The sequence below is a fragment of the Streptomyces sp. NPDC102490 genome, assembly GCF_044765285.1.
Lineage (GTDB): Bacteria > Actinomycetota > Actinomycetes > Streptomycetales > Streptomycetaceae > Streptomyces.
The window spans coordinates 68,985-84,240 of the sequence record NZ_JBIWJU010000011.1; the positions used below are offsets into that span (position 1 = coordinate 68,985).

General features: G+C 73.7%; 13 protein-coding genes. 7 read left to right on the plus strand and 6 right to left on the minus strand.

Annotated elements, in window-relative coordinates; genetic code table 11:
- Positions 1 to 42: 42 nt before the first annotated feature.
- Entirely contained in the window at positions 43 to 1,542 is a 1,500-nt protein-coding gene (locus tag ACIRGB_RS25280; RefSeq protein WP_403869294.1) for a cytochrome P450, read from the plus strand.
- A gap of 21 nt (positions 1,543 to 1,563) precedes the next feature.
- Here ACIRGB_RS25280 and ACIRGB_RS25285 read toward each other — a convergent pair whose 3' ends face one another.
- Entirely contained in the window at positions 1,564 to 2,526 is a 963-nt protein-coding gene (locus ACIRGB_RS25285) for an RluA family pseudouridine synthase (RefSeq protein ID WP_403869297.1), read from the minus strand.
- 108 nt (positions 2,527 to 2,634) lie between these two features.
- On the opposite strand from ACIRGB_RS25285, the gene ACIRGB_RS25290 reads away from it, so the two are divergent.
- The gene (locus ACIRGB_RS25290; protein ID WP_403869300.1) at positions 2,635 to 3,216 is read left to right on the plus strand and encodes a GNAT family N-acetyltransferase; all 582 of its coding nucleotides are present in this window, start codon (positions 2,635 to 2,637) and stop codon (positions 3,214 to 3,216) included.
- Positions 3,217 to 3,792: 576 nt separating this feature from the next.
- Here ACIRGB_RS25290 and ACIRGB_RS25295 read toward each other — a convergent pair.
- A complete protein-coding gene (locus ACIRGB_RS25295; protein WP_403869303.1) occupies positions 3,793 to 4,635 on the minus strand; it encodes a siderophore-interacting protein in 843 nt (280 codons plus the stop codon).
- Between the two features lie 90 nt (positions 4,636 to 4,725).
- On the minus strand, positions 4,726 to 5,631 hold the full coding sequence (locus ACIRGB_RS25300; RefSeq protein WP_403869893.1) for a 5'-3' exonuclease H3TH domain-containing protein: 906 nt from the start codon (positions 5,629 to 5,631) through the stop codon (positions 4,726 to 4,728).
- A gap of 193 nt (positions 5,632 to 5,824) precedes the next feature.
- On the opposite strand from ACIRGB_RS25300, the gene ACIRGB_RS25305 reads away from it, so the two are divergent.
- The 4 genes from ACIRGB_RS25305 to ACIRGB_RS25320 all read left to right on the plus strand — a co-directional run bounded on the left by ACIRGB_RS25305 (position 5,825) and on the right by ACIRGB_RS25320 (position 11,217).
- Positions 5,825 to 6,937: a glycine betaine/L-proline ABC transporter ATP-binding protein gene (locus ACIRGB_RS25305; protein WP_403869306.1), complete on the plus strand. Its 1,113-nt coding sequence runs from the start codon at positions 5,825 to 5,827 to the stop codon at positions 6,935 to 6,937.
- Positions 6,930 to 9,539 carry an ABC transporter permease/substrate binding protein gene (locus ACIRGB_RS25310; RefSeq protein WP_403869309.1) on the plus strand — a complete coding sequence of 870 codons (2,610 nt, stop codon included), beginning with the start codon at positions 6,930 to 6,932 and terminating at the stop codon, positions 9,537 to 9,539. The genes ACIRGB_RS25305 and ACIRGB_RS25310 overlap by 8 nt, the downstream gene beginning before the upstream one ends.
- Positions 9,540 to 9,917: 378 nt before the next feature.
- Positions 9,918 to 10,487, plus strand: coding sequence for a helix-turn-helix domain-containing protein (locus ACIRGB_RS25315; protein WP_403869312.1), 570 nt, complete (start codon positions 9,918 to 9,920; stop codon positions 10,485 to 10,487).
- A gap of 10 nt (positions 10,488 to 10,497) precedes the next feature.
- The gene (locus ACIRGB_RS25320; protein ID WP_403869315.1) at positions 10,498 to 11,217 is read left to right on the plus strand and encodes a helical backbone metal receptor; all 720 of its coding nucleotides are present in this window, start codon (positions 10,498 to 10,500) and stop codon (positions 11,215 to 11,217) included.
- Here ACIRGB_RS25320 and ACIRGB_RS25325 read toward each other — a convergent pair.
- Entirely contained in the window at positions 11,144 to 12,322 is a 1,179-nt protein-coding gene (locus ACIRGB_RS25325; RefSeq protein WP_403869318.1) for a TDT family transporter, read from the minus strand. The genes ACIRGB_RS25320 and ACIRGB_RS25325 overlap by 74 nt on opposite strands.
- 70 nt (positions 12,323 to 12,392) lie before the next feature.
- On the opposite strand from ACIRGB_RS25325, the gene ACIRGB_RS25330 reads away from it, so the two are divergent.
- On the plus strand, positions 12,393 to 13,391 hold the full coding sequence (locus ACIRGB_RS25330; protein ID WP_403869321.1) for a LysR family transcriptional regulator: 999 nt from the start codon (positions 12,393 to 12,395) through the stop codon (positions 13,389 to 13,391).
- A gap of 354 nt (positions 13,392 to 13,745) precedes the next feature.
- Here the strand turns inward: ACIRGB_RS25330 and ACIRGB_RS25335 are convergent, their stop codons facing one another.
- Both ACIRGB_RS25335 and ACIRGB_RS25340 read right to left on the minus strand, forming a co-directional pair.
- On the minus strand, positions 13,746 to 14,438 hold the full coding sequence (locus ACIRGB_RS25335; protein WP_403869324.1) for a gamma-glutamyl-gamma-aminobutyrate hydrolase family protein: 693 nt from the start codon (positions 14,436 to 14,438) through the stop codon (positions 13,746 to 13,748).
- A gap of 64 nt (positions 14,439 to 14,502) precedes the next feature.
- Entirely contained in the window at positions 14,503 to 15,213 is a 711-nt protein-coding gene (locus tag ACIRGB_RS25340; protein WP_403869327.1) for a FadR/GntR family transcriptional regulator, read from the minus strand.
- Positions 15,214 to 15,256: the final 43 nt, after the last annotated feature.

Below are 15,256 nucleotides of genomic sequence, written 5' to 3' on the forward strand. Positions count from 1 at the left end.
CCCCCTTTGACGTGACCACACCTTTTGTTGCGGAGCGAGACTGTGACGCCTGAACGCCACTCCCCGACCGGAACGGGCGAACCCCTGCTCGAACCACCGCCCGGCTGCCCCGCCCACGGCCTCGGGCCGGGCGGACTGCACCGGCTGCACGAGGCGGACGACCTGGAGGAGCTGTACGAGAAGCTCCGCGAACAGCACGGGCCGGTGGCGCCCGCGCTGCTCCACGACGACGTACCCGTATGGGTGGTCCTCGGGCACGCCGAGAACCTGCACATGGTGAGCACCCCCGCCCAGTTCTGCCGCGACAGCCGGATCTGGACCCCGCTCAACGAGGGCATGGTCAAGCCCGACCACCCGCTGATGCCGCACATCGCCTGGCAGCCCATCTGCTCCCACGCCGAGGGCGACGAGCACAAGCGCCTGCGCGGCGCGGTCACCAGCGCCATGACCGGCCTCGACTACCGGGAGCTGCGCCGGCACATCAAGCGCTACACCCAGCGCATCGTCAACCGGTTCTGCGAGGAGGGCCGCGCCGACCTGGTCAGCCAGTTCGCCGAGCACCTGCCGATGGGCGTGATGTGCCACCTGCTGGGCATGCCCGAGGAGTACAACGACCGGTTGGTGGAGGCGGCCCGTGACACCCTCAAGGGCACCGAGACGGCGATCGCCAGCCACGCCTACGTCATGGAGGCGCTGGGACGGCTCACCGCCGCCCGCCGGGCCGACCCGGCCGACGACATCGCCGGCCGGCTCGTCACCCACCCGGCGGGGCTCACCGACGACGAGGTGCGCGAACACCTGAGGGTGGTCCTGCTGGCCGCCTACGAGGCGACCGTCAACCTGATCGCCAACGTGCTGCGCGTGGTGCTCACCGACCCCGGCTTCCGCGCCCAGCTCAGCGGCGGCCAGATGACGGTGCCCCAGGCCGTCGAGCAGTCCCTGTGGGACGAGCCGCCCTTCAGCACCGTCTTCGCCTACTTCGCCAAGCAGGAGACGGAACTCGGCGGTCAGCGCATCCGCGCCGGTGACGGCCTGCTGCTCGGCATCGCCCCGGGCAACGTCGACCCGCGCATCCGTCCCGACCTGGGCGCGAGCATGATGGGCAACCGCGCCCACCTCGCCTTCGGCGGCGGCCCGCACGAGTGCCCCGGGCAGGACATCGGGCGGGCCATCGCCGACGCCGGCATCGACGCGCTGCTGATGCGGCTGCCCGACGTCCGGCTCGCCTGCGACGAGGACGACCTGCGGTGGCGGTCGTCGATCGCCTCCCGGCACCTGGTGGAGCTGCCGGTGCGGTTCGAGCCCCGGGCACAGCAGGACATCATGGAGCAGCCGAGCCACGCCCCGGCCCCGGTACGGCGCGACGCCTGGCACGTCGGTCTCCCGAAGCCGGAGGAGCGCACGCGGCCGCCGCAGCCGCCGTCCCAGCCGCCGCAGCCCGTGTCGGTGACGGCCGCCGAGCCCCAGCAGGCGCCGGGAGCGGACCAGGCCCCTCCCCGCGGCGCCTGGCAGCGCTTCCTGCGCTGGTGGCGCGGCTACTGACGGCCGGCCGCCCCGGTCCGCCTACGGCTCCTCCCGCGCCGCCCAGTCCTCGTACGCCGTCCAGGCGCCGAGGGACCGGCCGCTGCGGAAGCGGTGCGCGCGCCCCGTGACCGGATCGGTGAACGCCAGCTCCCGCGCGAGCAGTTGCAGCGGGCGCCGGAAGTCACCGGCCGGCACGGGATCGGCCACCTCGGGGTAGAGGGGGTCGCCGAGGATCGGCACGCCGAGCGCGTTCATGTGCACGCGCAGCTGGTGCGTCTGGCCGGTGCCGGGAACCAGCCGGTACCGGCCGAGCCCGCGGTCGGACCGGTGCGCGAGCAGCTCGACGCGGGTCACGGCGTTCGGCTCGCCGTCCACCTCCCGGGCGGCGAGCACGCCGCGCTCCTTCAGGATCCGGCTGCGGACCGTCCGGGGGAGGGCGAGCGCCGGGTCGTACGGGGCGACGGCCTCGTACTCCTTGCGCACCCGCCGGTCGGCGAACAGGCCCTGGTACGCGCCGCGTTCCTCGGGGCGCACGGTGAACAGGACCAGGCCCGCCGTGAGCCGGTCCAGGCGGTGCGCGGCGCCGAGCGCCGGGACGCCCAGCTCCCGGCGCAGCCGTGCCAGCGCGGTCTGCGTGACGTGGCCGCCGCGCGGGGTGGTGGCCAGGAAGTGGGGCTTGTCCACGACGACGATGTGCTCGTCGCGGTACACCACCTCCAGCGGGAAGGGCACCGGAACCTCGGCGGGCGGCTCGCGGTGGAACCACACGTACATGCCCGGCTCGTACGGCGCGTCGCCCGGCACGGGGCGCCCGTCCGCCCCGACGAACAGCCCGGCGTCGAACATGCCGTCGACCACACCGGCGCCCGCGCCCGACAGCCGCTCCGTCAGATGCTCCCGCACCGTGGCCCACGGCCCGTCGGCGGGCAGCCGCACCCGCACCGCGTCGATGCCGTCGCGCTGCGGCAGGGGCGAGGGCGGGGGAGGGGTACGGCGTCTCATCACCTGCCAGCGTACGAGGCGGTGAGCTGCGGCGGTGGGCCGAGGCGGGGGTGACCGGGCCGGAAATCCGCTGGGCCGCCGGCCGCGTCCGTTGGCAGGATGCCGCCCATGCCCTACCTGACCCGCCCGGTCCTCGCCGCCGGCACCCTCTCCCGCACCCCGCAGCCCACGCTCCCCACCGGCGACGGGCTGGTGCTGCGCCCCTGGCGCGCCGAGGACGCGCCCGCCGTGCACGCCGCCTTCCAGGACCCGGTGCTGCGGCACTGGCACATCCGCGCCGCCGACTCCGAGGAGGAGGTGCGCGGCTGGATCACCGCGTGGCAACGGGCCTGGGAAGGGGAGCGCAACGTCCAGTGGGCGGTCGCCGACGCGGCGGACGACCGGCTGCTCGGCCGGGTCGCGCTGCGGGAGATGGTGCTCGGCGACGGGGTGGCCGAGGTCGCCTACTGGACGACGGCGGACGCCCGCGGCCGGGGCGTCGCCGCGCGGGCCACCCGCACCCTGGCCCACTGGGCCCTGGACGGGATCGGCTTCCAGCGCCTGGAACTCTCGCACGCCGTGGCCAACGAGGCCTCGTGCCGCGTCGCCGACAAGACGGGCTTCGCCCTGGAGGGCACCAAGCGCAGCGCCCTCCTCCACGCGGACGGCTGGCACGACATGCACCTGCACGCGCGCGTACGCGGCGACTGAGGGGCCCGGGGCCCGCGGGCCCCGGTGGGCGCGGGGTTGGCGCTGGGCGGGGGCCGCGTGGTCGGGGCCGGTTTCCAGCGCGGGCTTCGCCGTTGCGGGCGCTGTGGGCCGGGGCGCGGTCCCGCCGCACCAAGGGCGGCGGTGGCGGTACGGCACGCGCGCGTACGCGGCGACTGACGAGGGTGCGGCTCGCGGTCCGTCCAGGGCCGGTGGGCGCCGGGGGGGCGCTCGGTGGGGCCGCGACGGCGTGCGCGGGGGCTGGGCACGCTGGGCGCGGGCCTGTCCGGCCCGCTGGGTGGGGTACGGCACGACGGGCGCCGGCACGCGCACGGGGCCGGTTTCCGGCGCGGGCTTCGCCGCTGAGGGTGCCGGGGCGTGGCCCCGCCGTGCGCGGGGTGTCGGCGCCGCGTGTGCCTGAGCGGGCACGTGGCCTGTGGACCGGCGTGCCCCCCGCCGGGCGCGGGGCGTCGGCGCCGCGTGTGCCTGCAAGGGCGCGTGGTCTGTGGGCCGCCGGGGCCCGCTGGGCGCCGGGGCGGTGGTGTGGGTGTACGCGGGGACGGACCGCCGGCGGGGCCGTTACGCCGCCGTTGTGCCCTCCTGCTCGGCCTCGATGCGGGCGTTCCACTCGCGCTTGGAGGCCTGCCAGCCGTCCTCGTTGTGGCCGAGTCGCCAGTAGCCGGAGAGGGACAGGTCCTCGCGGGGGATCTCGCGCTCCAGCCGCAGGTACCGGCGCAGGTCCTTCACGCAGGCCGCCTCGCCGTGGACGAAGGCGTGCAGCCTGCCCTCGGGGAACTCCAGCGCGCGCACGGCCTCCACCAGGGCCTGCCCGACCGGACGGCCGGCGCGGTGCAGCCAGACCACCTCCACGTCGGAGTCGATCTTCTGCTCCTCCTCGGGCCCTTCGACCTCGACGAAGGCGAACGCGCGGGCGCCGTCGGGCAGCGCCTCCAGGGAGCGGGCGATCGCGGGCAGCGCGCTCTCGTCACCGGCGAGCAGGTGCCAGTCGGCGGCGGGGTCGGGGGCGTAGGCGCCGCCGGGGCCCATGAAGTGGATCTCCTCGCCGGGGCGCACCCGCTTCGCCCAGGGCCCGGCGAGGCCCTCGTCGCCGTGGATGACGAAGTCCAGCGTCAGCTCGCGGTGCTCGGCGTCCCAGTGGCGCACGGTGTACGTCCGGGTCACCGGCCACTGCTCGCGGGGGAACTCCTCGCGGATCCGCTCCATGTCGAAGGGCTCCGGATAGGTGGCGCCGCCGGAGGGGAAGAGCAGCTTCACATAGTGGTCGGTGCAGGTGTCCGCCGCGAACGCGGAGAGCCCCTCGCCGCCGAGCACCACGCGCTGCATGTGCGGGGTCAGCCGTTCGGTGCGGACGACCTGCGCGGTGTGCGGCTTGCGCGGCTTGCGTGCCGGACGGTCTGCCATGACGGCCTCCCTGCTCCTGAGTTAGGTATACCTAAGCTAGCATCCCGGCCCGGCGTGCGGCTCGGGGAAACGGGCGCCGCGTGCCGCCGCTCAGGTGGTGAGCGTGGTCAGTAGCCGGTGCAGCGACCCGCCGAGCCCCCAGCGGACCGCCAGCGCGTCCAGCGCCTCGGCGTCGCGCGGGCCGCGCGGCAGCGCCGTGCCGGTCTCCGGCAGCGGCACGTCGTCCGCCACCCGGACGACCTTCGGGGCCACCGCGAGATACGGCCCGGCCTCGGTCAGCCGCTTGCGCTGCGTGGCGGTGAGCTTCGCCTTCGGGTCGCCGACGGCGGCCTGGATCCCGGCCAGGTCCCCGAACTCGGCGAGCAGCTTCGCCGCCGTCTTCTCGCCGATGCCGGGCACGCCGGGCAGGCCGTCGCTCGGGTCGCCGCGCAGCAGCGCCAGATCGGCGTACCCGGCGCCGTCGACGCCGTACTTCTCGCGCAGCGCGGCCTCGTCGACGAGGTTGAGCGTGCCGACGCCCTTGACCGGGTAGAGCACGCGCACGCCGCGGGCGTCGTCGACGAGCTGGTAGAGGTCGCGGTCGCCGGTGACGATGTCCACCGGGCCCGTGGCCCGCGCCGTGTAGGTGCCGATGACGTCGTCGGCCTCGTACCCCGCGACGCCGACGCGGGCGATGCCGAGCGCGTCGAGGACCGCCTCGATGACCGGCACCTGCGGGGACAGCGTGTCGGGCACCTCCTCCGCGTCGGGGCCCGCCGGGCGTTCCTCGGCCACCCGGTGCGCCTTGTAGGAGGGGATCAGCTCCACCCGCCAGTGCGGTCGCCAGTCGGCGTCCATGCAGGCCACCAGATGGTCGGGGCGGTGGTCCTTCACCAGGCGGTCGATGAAGTCCAGCAGCCCGCGCACGGCGTTCACCGGCGTGCCGTCGGGCGCCCGCACCGAGTCCGGCACGCCGAAGTAGGCGCGGAAGTAGAGGGAGGCGGTGTCGAGAAGCATCAGTCGTCCGGTCACGCCTCGCATCATGCCGCAGGTGGGGCGGGTGAGGGACGGAGGACCTGTGAACTGAATCACTCATATGTTTGACACATAAAGATCGGGGCAGGTGCGCAGCCGGGCCGAAGCTGGTTGATGCATTCAACTGTCAGGGGAGCTTTGGGTCCTGTCCCTGCCCCCGAGCCAAGAGGTAAGCGTGTCAGCCAGACTAGAGGCCGAGAACCTGTACAAGGTCTTCGGCAGGAAACCGGACCAGGCAGTCGAACGACTGCGCCAGGAAGAGGTCCGCAAGGACCAGGGGGACGTCCGGGAGGAGCTGCGCGCCGACGGCACCACCGCCGCCGTCATCGACGCCTCCTTCACTGTGGAGCCCGGCGAGATCTTCGTGGTCATGGGACTGTCCGGATCAGGCAAGTCCACGCTGCTGCGCATGCTCAACGGTCTGTCGGAGCCGACCGCCGGGCACGTCCGCTTCGGGGGCCAGGACCTCACCGAGCTCAGCGACCGCGAACTGCGCGAGGTCCGCTCCAAGAAGATCAGCATGGTCTTCCAGCACTTCGCGCTCTTCCCCCACCGCAGCGTCCGTGACAACGCTGCCTACGGTCTGGAAGTGCAGGGCGTGCCCCGCGCCGAGCGCGAACGCCGCGCCGACGAGGCGCTCGCCCTGTGCGGCCTGGCCGGCTGGGAGAAGTCCTGGCCCGACGAGCTGTCCGGCGGCATGCAGCAGCGGGTCGGTCTGGCCCGCGCGCTCGCCACCGACGCCGACCTGCTGCTGATGGACGAGTCCTTCAGCGCCCTCGACCCGCTGATCCGCCGCGACATGCAGGACCAGCTGCTCGACCTCCAGAAGACCCTGAGGAAGACCATCGTCTTCATCACCCACGACCTCAACGAGGCCATGCGCCTGGGCGACCGCATCGCCATGATGCGCGACGGCCGGATCGTGCAGATAGGCACCGCGCAGGACATCCTGATACGTCCCGCCAACGACTACGTCGCCTCCTTCACCAAGGACGTCGACCGCTCCCGCGTCCTGACCACCGGTGCCGTCATGGAGACCGACGTGCGCGGCGACGAGGCGGACTGCGACTGCGAGACCGCCACGCCCGAGACGCCGTTCTCGGAGCTGTGCGCGATCAGCGCCCGCGTGCCCCACGCGGTGGCGGTGGTCGACGGCGACCGCCGGCTGGTCGGCGTCGTCCCGGCCCAGCGGCTCATCGGCTTCCTCGGCGACGAGGACGACGTCGTCCCCGGCGTCTGCGACAGCCCGCGGGACAAGGGCGGCGAGAAGGTGATCAGCCGTGCCTAGGATTCCCCTCGGCGACTGGGTCAACAGCAGCGTGGACTGGCTGCTCGACAACGTCTCCTGGCTCTTCACCTTCTTCAAGAGCGTCTTCACCGGCGCCTACGACGGCATCAACGCCCTCCTCCAGGCCCCCGAGCCGCTGCTGCTCGCCGGCATCTTCGCCGTGCTGGCCTTCTGGCTGCGCGGCACCCTCGCCGGTGTCCTCTCCTTCGTCGGCTTCGCCTTCATCGACTCCCTCGGTCTGTGGGAGAACGCGATGGTCACCCTGGCGCTCCTGCTGGTCGCCACGATCATCGCCCTGGTCGTCTCGGTGCCGGTGGGCATCTGGGCGGCCCGCTCGGACCGGGTGAGCGCCTTCGTCCGGCCGGTCCTGGACTTCATGCAGACGCTGCCCGCGATGATCTACCTGATCCCGGCGATCCTGTTCTTCGGAACCGGTTCCGCCCCGGGCATCGTGGCCACCCTGATCTTCGCCCTCGCCCCCGGCGTCCGCATGACCGAGCTGGGCATCCGCCAGGTCGACAAGGAACTGGTCGAGGCGGCGGAGGCGTTCGGCACCACGCCCCGCAACACCCTGCTGCGCGTCCAGCTCCCGCTGGCGCTGCCCACCGTGATGGCGGGCGTCAACCAGGTCATCATGCTCGGCCTGTCCATGGCCGCGATCGCCGGCATGGTCGGCACCGGCGGCCTCGGCGGCGACGTCATGGAGTCCATCGGCCAGCTCAACGTCGGCCTCGGCGCCGAGGCCGGTGTCGCCATCGTGATCCTGGCGATCTACCTGGACCGCATGACCAGCGCGCTGGGCACGCACGTCTCCCCGCTGGGCCGCCGCGCCGCCGCCAAGGCGCGCGCCGCCCAGGGCCTGAAGATCCGGTCCTACCGCCCCCAGCCGCAGGTCGCCGTGATCGGCATCGTGATCCTCGCCCTGGTGGCGGGCGGCATGGGCATGTTCGGCGGCTCCGACGACGCCGACACGGCGGGCGGCGGAAACAACGTCGGCAACGGCAAGAAGGTCTCCATCGGCTACATCCCCTGGGACGAGGGCGTCGCCTCCACGTTCCTGTGGAAGGAGATCCTCGAACAGCGCGGCTTCGAGGTCGAGGCCAAGCAGTTCGAGGCCGGCCCGCTCTACACCGCGCTCGCCCAGGGCAACATCGACTTCCAGACCGACTCGTGGCTGCCCACGACCCACGAGCAGTACTGGAAGAAGTACGGCAAGCAGCTCGAGGACCTCGGCTCCTGGTACGACCAGACGTCGCTGGAGCTGTCCGTCCCGGCGTACATGAAGGACATCGACTCCCTCGCGGACCTCAAGGGCAAGGCCGGTCTCTTCGGCGGGAAGATCACCGGCATCGAGTCCAGCGCCGGTGAGATGAACCTGCTCAAGAGCAAGGTCCTCAAGGAGTACGGCCTCGACAAGGAGTACAAGGTCGTCGACAGCTCCACGCCGGCGATGCTGGCCGAGCTGAAGCGGGCCTACAGCAAGCAGGAGCCGATCGTCACCACGCTGTGGTCCCCGCACTGGGCGTACAACGACTACAAGCTGAAGAAGCTCAAGGACCCCAAGGGCGCCTGGGGCAAGGGCGACGGCGTGCACTCGCTGTCCCGCAAGGGCTTCTCGGACGACAACCCGGTCGTGGCCAAGTGGCTGAAGGACTTCTCCATGACGGAGAAGCAGCTCACCAGCCTGGAGGCCGAGATCAACAAGGCCGGCAAGGGGCAGCAGCAGGACGCCGTCCGCACCTGGCTCGAGGCCAACCCGGGGGTCGTCGACAAGCTCGCCCCGGTCGCGGGCGGCGGCGGGACCCCCGCCGAGGCCAAGCAGACCCTCGACGTGGCCTGGTTCCCCTGGGAGGAGGACGTCGCCGTCACCTACCTGTGGAAGAACGTCCTCGAGCGCCGCGGCTACAAGATGAACCTGAAGCAGATGGACGTCGGCCCGGTCTACACCGGCCTGGCCTCCGGAGGCATCGACCTCAACTTCGACGCGTGGCTGCCCTACGCCCAGAGCAACTACTGGAACAAGCACAAGGACAACCTCACCGACCTGGGCACCTGGTACGAGCCGACCTCCCTGGAGATCGCCGTCCCCTCGTACGTGAAGGACGTCAAGTCCCTCGCCGACCTCAAGGGCAAGAGCGACCTCTTCGACGGGAAGATCATCGGCATCGAGCCCGGCACCGGTGAGATGCAGCTGCTGAAGAACGAGGTCCTGCCGGGCTACGGCCTCGAGGACGAGTACGAGGTCGTCGACGGCTCCACGCCCGCCATGCTGGCCGAGCTCAAGCGCGCCCTCGCCAAGAAGGAGCCGGTCGCGGTCACCCTGTGGTCGCCGCACTGGGCCTACAGCGACTACGAGCTGACCAAGCTGAAGGACCCGAAGAAGGCCTTCGGCGAAGGCAACACGATCCGGACCATCTCCAGCAAGGACTTCCCCGAGCAGTACCCCCAGCTCACGAAGTGGATCAAGAACTTCAAGATGAGCGAGGACGAGCTGGGCAGCCTGGAGGCCGAGATCAAGGACCGCGGCCAGGGCAAGGAGGAAGAAGCCGTCGCGGCCTGGCTGAAGGACCACCCGGACATGGTCGGCCGGATGACCCCGTAGCGGCGCGGTACGGCTCTTCGACTCTTCGACGGTCACCCCGAGGGGTGGGCCCGGTGGCGTCTCCTGACGGCGCGCCGCCGGGCCCGCCCCTCGGGCCGTTCCCGGACCGGACACGGTAGGGATTCGGCCAACCACGGAGCGCCAGGCCCCGGCCTGAGCATCTCGCCGACCGGGGCACGAGCGGCCGGCGGGAACATGCGGGACCGTCCGCGCCTTGAACCGGTAGGGCGCGCGGGCCCGCCCGTCGGTGGCGAGAAACGTGAGGTCGCGGCCACCGCACCGTGACATCGATGTGACGGCCGCATGAAACGGTTTGCCGAACATGCGTAGGGTGCAGAGAACTCATCAGGACGACGGGTGGAGGAGGGAGCCGGAGCGATGGGCGACCACAAGGATCAGCACCTCCGGGTGGGCGCGGCCGTGCGGCGGCGGCGCCGGGACCTCGAACTCACCCTCGCCGTGGTGGCCGAGCGCAGCGGCCTGTCCGTGCCCTTCCTGAGCCAGATCGAGAACGACCGGGCGCGGCCCAGCCAGACCTCCCTGGAGAAGGTGGCCGACGCCCTGCGCACCACCGCCGTGGAGCTGCTCGCCGCCGCCGACCCCGCGTGCAGCGTCGACGTGGTCCGCGCCGAGGAGCCCGACCCCGAGCTGGCACCCAGGGTGCGCTCCCTGGTGCGCGGACACCACCAGATGCACGCCTCCGAGTTCACCGGCGACCACGACGCCGGCCGGGAACTGCAGTACCGCAACGACCAGTTGATGTTCGTCGCCGAGGGCGCCGTGGAGATCGAGGCGGAGGGCCGCGCCTACCGCCTCGGACGCGGCGACACGCTGTACCTCACCGGCGGGGTGCGGCACCGCTGGCGGGCCACCGTGCCGGACACCCGGCTGATCGTCGTCGCCGTCGCCGAGCACATCGAGGCGGTCCGGGAAGGGCCGCGCCGGTGAGGCCGCCCCGGTGAGGGTGGTCTCGCTGGTGCCGTCGCTGACCGAGGCGGTCGCCCGCACGGTGCCGGGTGCCCTGGTCGGCGCCACCGACTGGTGCACCCACCCGGCCGGCCTCGACGTCGTCCGCGTCGGCGGCACCAAGAACCCGAAGACCGACCGGATCCTCTCCCTCGCCCCCGACCTGGTCGTCGCCAACGAGGAGGAGAACCGCGCCCCCGACCTGGACGCCCTGCGCGCGGCGGGCGCCGAGGTGCTGGTGACCGAGGTGCGCAGCGTCCCGCAGGCCCTCACCGAACTGGACCGGGTGCTGACCGCCTGCGGCGCGCCCTCCCGGCCCCGCTGGCTGGACGAGGCGGAGGCGGCCTGGGCGGACCCGCCCGACCCCGGGCGGCGCGTCACGGCCGTCGTGCCGATCTGGCGCAGGCCCTGGATGGTCCTGGGCCGGGACACCTTCGCGGGGGACGTCCTGGCCCGCCTCGGCGTCGACCACCTGTACGCCGCCCATGCCGAGCGCTACCCGAAGGTCCCCGTGGACGAGCTGCGGGCGGCCCGCCCGGACGTCGTGGTGCTGCCGGACGAGCCGTACCGCTTCACCGCCGACGACGGCCCGGACGCCTTCCCCGGCCTGCCCTGCGCCCTGGTCGACGGGCGGTACCTCACGTGGTACGGGCCGTCGCTGGCCGAGGCGCCCCGGGTGCTGGCCGCGGCCCTGCGAGCAGCCCGCCGCTGAGCAGGCCCCGGGCGGTCTGCCCGGCGGCGACGGCCCAGGCGGCGACGAGCAGGGCGTACAGGGCGACGGCGAGCCCGTCGTAGACGACCAGCCCCGTCTCCCGGGCCAGCGCCTCGGCGCCGGTGACACAGGTGCCCACCGGGAAGGTGAAGGACCACCACGTCATCGAGAAGCGCATGCCCTCCCGGCGGGCCCGCACGACGTGCGCGACGGCGAACGCCAGCCACATCAGGGCGAAGCCCGTCACGGGCACCCCGTACAGCACGGCGAAGACCGAGAAGCCCTCGGCGTACGGCCCCGGCAGGACACCCGGTGCCGCGTCCGCGAACTTCCCCACGGCGGTCGTCGACTGTCCGAGCGGGCCGAGGACGAGGAACAGCGACGGGGTCAGCGCGAGCGGCAGCGGACCGCCGGTGAGCAGCCTGCCGAAGATCACCGGGAGCGTCACCAGGGTCGCGAACAGGCTGACGCCGAACAGCGCGACGCAGGCGAGGAGCAGCGTCGCGCGGGGCTGCCCCGCCGGGAGGTGCGGGACGAGCAGCGGGCCGACGGCCGCGGACACCATCGGAGCGACCAGCGGCAGCAGCCACACCGGGCTGGCCTGCTCCGGCTCGACGCGGTGGCGTACGGCCATCAGGTACGGCACGGCGACCGCCGCCGCGAGCCCGATCACCGTACCGGCGGTGAACAGCACGGCGTCCAGGGCGACCGCGGCCGACGTGCCGATCCAGTCCCGGCCGAGGGTCAGGGCGCCGCCGCCGACCGCCAGCAGGGCCATCGACAGACAGCCGTAGAACGGGGCCGCGGCCGGGTCCCGGAGATGGGCGCGGGCCTGGTCGCGGTGGTGGCGCCAGTGCAGGGACCGGGCGGCCAGCAGCACCGCCAGCAGGAGGAGGGACAGGGCCCAGACCGCGGTGCAGACGGCCCGCAGTCCGGGCACGTGCCCGGGGAGCGCGGCCCCCGCCGTACCGACGATGGCGGTGCCCATGACGCAGGCGTACCAGTTGGGCCCGAGATGACGCACGGCCGGGACCCGCCGGACGGCCGGGCCGACGGCGGGGGAGGGGGAAGGCACCGGAGAGCGGTGCTGGGCTGCGGTGACCATGGCTCCACCGTCCCGGCGGGCGAAGCCCCTGACCAGGGACCATGTCTCTATGAGGGCATAAGCTGGGGTTATGAGCAGGGGCACGGGCAGCAGTACGGCCGGCGGTACGGGCGACGGCGCGGGCATCGGCACGGGCGCCGCGGAGGGCGGGCGCGACACGCGGGCGCGGCACGGGGCGGGTTCGCTCGCCCACCGGGTGCCGGACCTCGGGGCGATGGAGCTGCTGCTGGCGGTGGCGCGCCTGGGCAGCCTCGGCGGGGCGGCGCGCGAGCTGGGCATCACCCAGCCGGCCGCCAGCAGCCGCATCCGCTCGATGGAACGGCAGCTGGGCGTCGCCCTGGTGGACCGCTCACCGCGCGGCTCCCGGCTCACCGACGCGGGCGCGCTGGTCACGGACTGGGCGCGGCGGATCGTGGAGGCGGCCGAGGCGTTCGACGCGGGGGCGCAGGCGCTGCGGGACCGGCGGGACTCGCGGCTGCGGGTCGCGGCGAGCATGACCATCGCCGAGTACCTGCTGCCGGGCTGGCTGGTCGCGCTGCGCACCCAGCTGCCGGACACGGCGGTGTCGCTGCTCGCGGGCAACTCGGCGGCGGTGGCGGAGCGCCTGCTGGCCGACGAGGCCGACCTCGGCTTCGTGGAGGGGGTGAGTGTGCCGCCCGGCCTCGACTCCGCGGTCATCGGCCACGACCGGCTCATCGTGGTGACCGCGCCGGGCCACCCCTGGGCCCGCCGCAGGCGCCCGCTGGAGGCGGCGGAGCTGGCGGCCACGCCGCTGATCCTGCGGGAGAAGGGCTCGGGCACCCGGCAGGTCCTGGACGCGGCGCTGGGCGGCCTGGCCCGCCCCCTGATCGAACTCTCCTCGACCACGGCGGTGAAGGCGGCCGCGGTGGGCGGCGCCGGCCCCTCCGTCCTCAGCGAACTCGCCGTCGGCGAGGAACTGACCACCCGGCGCCTGGTCAGCGTCCCCGTGGCGGACGTCGTCCTGGCCCGCGACCTGCGAGCGGTGTGGCCCACCGGCCACCGCCCCACCGGCCCGGCCCGCCACCTGCTGTCCCTGACCCGGGCGTAGCCCCGCGACCGGCGCGGCCCCGGTGCCGCGTCCACCGGAGCCGGAGGGCGCCTGGACAGCGCCCTGGTGCCGATCGCCGCGACCAGGCTCGCGCCGAGCCGGCCGCCGGCGGTGGTGTGCGCCGTGGCCGGGTCGGTGCCGATCCGGTCGGCTTCGTGCCGCGACCGGCAGGGCCGGAGCGCGGTGCGTCGGCACACGCGGTGGAGTCCTCATGGGCAAGCGACCAGATCGGCACCGACCTGATCGCGGCGGGGGCAGCCCCACGGCGGTGTCCGCCGCTGCCAGGCCCCCGTCGATCTGGTTGGTGGCCTGGTCGTGGGTAATGTCGTCCGGGGTGGGCAGCGCGTCTCGCGCTCAGTGGGCTCGTGACGCGTCCACCAGGGCGCGCATCACGCGTACGTCCTCGCCCATCTCCGGGTGCCACTGGACGCCCAGCACCCAGCCGGGGCCGGAGGGCAGTTCGACGGCCTCCACGGTGCCGTCCGCCGCGTGGGCCGACGCGATCAGGCCGGTGCCGAGCCGGTCCACCGCCTGGTGGTGGTACGTCGGCACGAACGTCTCCTCCGGCACGGCACCGGCGTACAGCGTCCCCGGCACCGGCCGGACCAGGTGGCCGCCGAACACGCCGACCACCTCGGCGTGCCCCTCGATGTGCTGGACGAGGGTGCCGCCCAGGGCGACGTTGAGCAGCTGCATGCCCCGGCAGACGCCCAGCAGCGGGACGCCCGCGGCCAGCGCCGCCCCGATGAGCGCCAGCTCCCAGGTGTCCCGGGCCCGGGCCGGTGGGCCGGTGCGCGGATCGGGCTCGGCGCCGTAACGGACCGGCTCCACGTCCGGGCCGCCCGCGATCACCAGCCCGTCGAGGCGGGCGACGGCCGCGGCGGCGTGCTCCGGCGCGTCCGGCGGGAGCAGCGCGGCCAGGCCGCCCGCCCGCTGCACCAGCCGCGGATACCCGGCCGGCAGCAGCACCGCCTCCAGCTCCCACACGCCCCAGCGTGCGCCGGACTCCAGATACGTACTGACACCGATCAGCGGCCGGTCGGCCATCCGTCCTCCAGACAATGAACCGTTCTCATACCTTTGCCGGAGGACGCGCCCCCCGGCACGGCGTTCAGGTCAGGAACCCGCGCAGCAGCGCCGCCGTCCCCGCGCAGTGCTCCCGCGCGATCTCCCGCGCCCCGTCCGCGTCCCCGTCGAGCACCGCCTCCACCAGCGCGGCGTGCTGGCGCTGGGAGTGCTCCAGGTTGCGCACCAGCAGCGGGATGCAGTCCAGCAGGTCGTTGAGGGTGGCGCGGACCGCCGCGTACTGCGCCGCCAGCGCCGGGGAGCCGCACAGCTCCGCCAGGGTGAGGTGCAGCATCGTGTCCAGCCGCCGGTACTGCGCGAGCGGCGCGTCCCGCGTACCGGCCAGCGCCCCGCTCAGCCGAGCCGCACCCGTGTCCGGCAGCCCGTGCGCCGCGCACAGCCCGGCCGCGCCCACCTCCAGCACCTCCCGAAAGCGCAGCGCGTCCTCGATGTCGACCCCGGCCACCCGGCGCCGCAGCTCGTCCTCGCCGCCCGCGTCCGCGCGGGGCAGCACGAACGTGCCGCCGTAGCGCCCCCGCCGCGCCTCGACCAGCCCCTGCTCCTGGAGCACCCGCAGCACCTCGCGCAGCGTCACCCGGCTGATCCCCAGCCGCTCCGCCAGCTCCCGCTCGGCCGGCAGCCGCTCGCCTCCCGCCACCAGGCCCAGCCGGACGACCTGGAGGATCTGCTCCAGCGCCTCCTCGAAGCCGTTCCCGGCCCGCACCGGCCGCAGGACCGGCGCCAGCCGGTCCGTCACGCTCCCGGAACTCCCGGAAGTCCCGGCGGATTCCTCCCGCACG

Coding starts and splice junctions, on each gene's coding strand:
- ACIRGB_RS25300 (WP_403869893.1), bottom strand. CDS start 5,631: ATGCTTCTCGACACCGCCTCCCTCTACTTCCGCGCCTACTTCGGCGTG.
- ACIRGB_RS25290 (WP_403869300.1), top strand. CDS start 2,635: ATGCCCTACCTGACCCGCCCGGTCCTCGCCGCCGGCACCCTCTCCCGC.
- ACIRGB_RS25285 (WP_403869297.1), bottom strand. CDS start 2,526: ATGAGACGCCGTACCCCTCCCCCGCCCTCGCCCCTGCCGCAGCGCGAC.
- ACIRGB_RS25295 (WP_403869303.1), bottom strand. CDS start 4,635: ATGGCAGACCGTCCGGCACGCAAGCCGCGCAAGCCGCACACCGCGCAG.
- ACIRGB_RS25335 (WP_403869324.1), bottom strand. CDS start 14,438: ATGGCCGACCGGCCGCTGATCGGTGTCAGTACGTATCTGGAGTCCGGC.
- ACIRGB_RS25325 (WP_403869318.1), bottom strand. CDS start 12,322: ATGGTCACCGCAGCCCAGCACCGCTCTCCGGTGCCTTCCCCCTCCCCC.
- ACIRGB_RS25315 (WP_403869312.1), top strand. CDS start 9,918: ATGGGCGACCACAAGGATCAGCACCTCCGGGTGGGCGCGGCCGTGCGG.
- ACIRGB_RS25330 (WP_403869321.1), top strand. CDS start 12,393: ATGAGCAGGGGCACGGGCAGCAGTACGGCCGGCGGTACGGGCGACGGC.